Origin of the sequence: Candidatus Erwinia dacicola, from assembly GCF_001756855.1 — a bacterium.
In the GTDB taxonomy this organism is placed as follows: domain Bacteria; phylum Pseudomonadota; class Gammaproteobacteria; order Enterobacterales; family Enterobacteriaceae; genus Erwinia; species Erwinia dacicola.
Window position 1 is genome coordinate 1 of record NZ_MAYS01000478.1, and the last position, 2,659, is coordinate 2,659.

At 49.9% G+C, this 2,659-nt stretch carries 3 protein-coding genes; 1 reads left to right on the forward strand and 2 read right to left on the reverse strand.

Features of this window, described 5'->3' with window-relative positions; all coding sequences use genetic code 11:
• Positions 1-1,548: DNA-binding protein (locus BBW68_RS12570; protein ID WP_070135623.1), on the reverse strand; the 1,548-nt coding region annotated here is incomplete at its 3' end.
• A gap of 1 nt (position 1,549) precedes the next feature.
• Positions 1,550-1,786 (reverse strand): helix-turn-helix domain-containing protein, encoded by a 237-nt coding sequence (locus tag BBW68_RS12575; protein ID WP_070135625.1) that lies wholly within the window; start codon positions 1,784-1,786, stop codon positions 1,550-1,552.
• A 142-nt stretch (positions 1,787-1,928) separates the two neighbouring features.
• Here BBW68_RS12575 and BBW68_RS12580 point away from each other — a divergent pair, with 142 nt between their 5' ends.
• Complete coding sequence (locus BBW68_RS12580) at positions 1,929-2,489, forward strand: helix-turn-helix domain-containing protein (RefSeq protein ID WP_070135624.1); 561 nt, start codon at positions 1,929-1,931, stop codon at positions 2,487-2,489.
• The last annotated feature ends 170 nt before the right edge of the window (positions 2,490-2,659 follow it).

Consider the following 2,659-nt stretch of genomic DNA (forward strand, 5'->3'; position numbering starts at 1 on the left):
GTAGGCCAGCGGTGACCAGTACTCACCGTTCTCACGCTTCGGTAACTCACTGTGGGGGCGGTTATTATGGCGCTCAATCTGAAACTCGATCTCCGCTATCAGCTCACTCCACGCAGGCACTTTGCGCATCGCAGCAGCCTGCACCCCGTTCAGTGGCTTGCCTTTCTCAATCGCATTTACCGCTGAATCCACCGCCTTACGGTATTTGCGCTGCGTCTCTTTGTCGCCGCGCTTACCCACATAGGAACCGAATTTTTTCGCCACCCGCATCGGGATTTCGCGGTTGATACGCTCGATGATCCCGCGCCCCTGTGGATTTCCCGGAATACCTGTGGGGTGAGTAATACCCAGCCGGGAGAAAATACCCGTCACGTCTGCATCGAACATTCCATTTTTCTCACCACCACCGTTATCAGAATAATAAATCAGCGGTACGCCATAATTTGAAATGGCATTACGTATGGCATCGCCAACGGCAATATGGCTCTCTGACATTGCCAGGCTCCAGCCCATGACAACACGTGTCCGGCCATCAATAACCAGGGTGATTTCCGGTTTGAAGGGCTTGCCCGTCTCAGGGTGCAATACCTCAAGCTTCATACCGTGACCATCACCGATCCAGACCCCGTTAACAGGTAACTGAGACCAGTCGCGACGGACGAACGGCAGGAGAGACTGCATCGCTGACCCCGTCACCCGGCCACGCATACGCTCGGCTTTAGGTATTTTTTTCAGCGCATAGCGCACCGTATCAACAGATGGCAGCTGAGCCATCATCAGCTCATTGCCCGCATACAACTCAGACCACTCACGAACAAAGGCCTCATAAGCCACGGTGACGCTGGGCTGATTCGGATCGCGCCAGTGCTGCAAGAACTGCGGCATCCAGGGATAAGACTCAACGGCTTTAGCCTTAATCTTGCCCGGCACCATAATGGCCAGCTTTTCACCTGGAGTAACGGATGCCAGATAATCCGAAAGCCAGTGCTGCAGACTGCTTTTGCCAACCCCTTTGCGGGTGGAACCTTTGCGGGCATTGGCAATATCAGCTGCTTTAAGCATTTCTGGCGAAAGCGTACCTTGCTGGGTGCCCCTGGCAATTAAATCAACTGCCGCCTTACGGCTCATTCCGCCAACGTCCATCAGCTTGAGCACTGCACAAACAAGTGTCATTCGTGCATCAGCAATGGCTTTCTGAGCGTCAGTGAGCGAACGAAGCTTTTGCTCTAGCAGCGCCGGACACTTGCGATATAACTCAAGGTCAACACAGGTTTCGGCAGACCCTTTGGCAACAGCACCGCTAGCCTCAGCAACAGCAGGCAAACCCGCACCGGATTCAACCTGCAGCTCACGTGCGATACGAGCCTGAACAGCTTCACGCGCAGCATCCGGCAGACAGTCAATGTGATACTCAAACGCTTTTGTGCCTTCACGGCGGCGCATCATTTCCGGCAAACCAGCGGCACATTTATTCAGGGCGTATCGCACCCCCTGAGCTGTACCAGGTAAGCCTGGAAGGCCGACTAACTCATTTACCGTAACGAACATATCAGGACGCCTTCCGCATCATGTAACCACTTGGCCAGATACAGGCCGGTTCTATATTGAGAGCACTTGCAATAATTCGCTCACCTTTTGGGTAAGAGCGATTAAGTGCATTTTTAAGGGTGTCTGGTTTAAGGCCCGCACGAACAGACAGCTCACGCATAGTGGTGCCTTGCTTGTGGATCGCGGCCACAATGTCCAGACGATGCCAGTCAACACTGGATACTTCTTTTCTTTCCATCATTCGATTACCCTACAAAGTTAACCGTGCGGATAAGCCCTGCGGGTTATCCGTCTGGATAAGAGTATTGATCTACGAAAAGAAATAAATTATCTACTTATGGGTATTTTGTTTGTGAAACAGTAAGTTACTGAGAAAAAAAATGACAACAGCCAAAGAAAGCAAATTTGCTATTCGTGACAATGAAAAAGAAAGCATACAGGAGCGACTGAAGCAGCTCTTTCGGGGTAGGAATTTGCGAACAGTGGCGCGTGAATGGGGACTACCTTACTCAACGTTGAATAATTACTTTACGAAAGGAGCTAATCCCGGTCTTGATGTAGTGGAAAGAGTTTGCAATATAGAGAATGTGTCCATTGATTGGCTTGTGACTGGCAAACTAGCGACTGAGAGCACCACGCAGCCCGCGATGCACCAGAACGATGATTTGAAGTCAGCATGGAATTTAGCTTTTGAGTTCATGGACAAGCGCGAGGCTGAGACTTTATTGCGTATATTGCTTAGCGGTGGGGCACGCGGGCTAATTAAGCTTGCTGAGCATGAGGCAAGTTTAGAAGAGATTTTTATGCTCCTTCCTCCTTATTTGAAAGAGCGTGCTATAGAGCTTATTGATGCCCATGTCGACGCTAAAAAAGGGGCATCTGAAGGGAGTGAGGTGAACAGCACTCAAAGCCCAGAACAAGAAGCAAAGCGGGCAGGCTAAGTAAGCGTAGACAGTAGTTTGCGTTAGGTGTAATGCCTTATACTTATATGGTCATTGAGGCAGATCAACCACATGGCCAATCCGCTTAAACGAAATTCATAAACTGTTTAAACACCTTTCAAACTTACGCAGACTACAATCATTGCTATCCAGAATTTATTGCAAAAAAA

Bases quoted from the DNA above. Each gene is read 5' to 3' on its own strand.
- BBW68_RS12575 (WP_070135625.1), bottom strand. From the start codon at position 1,786: ATGGAAAGAAAAGAAGTATCCAGTGTTGACTGGCATCGTCTGGACATT.
- BBW68_RS12580 (WP_070135624.1), top strand. From the start codon at position 1,929: ATGACAACAGCCAAAGAAAGCAAATTTGCTATTCGTGACAATGAAAAA.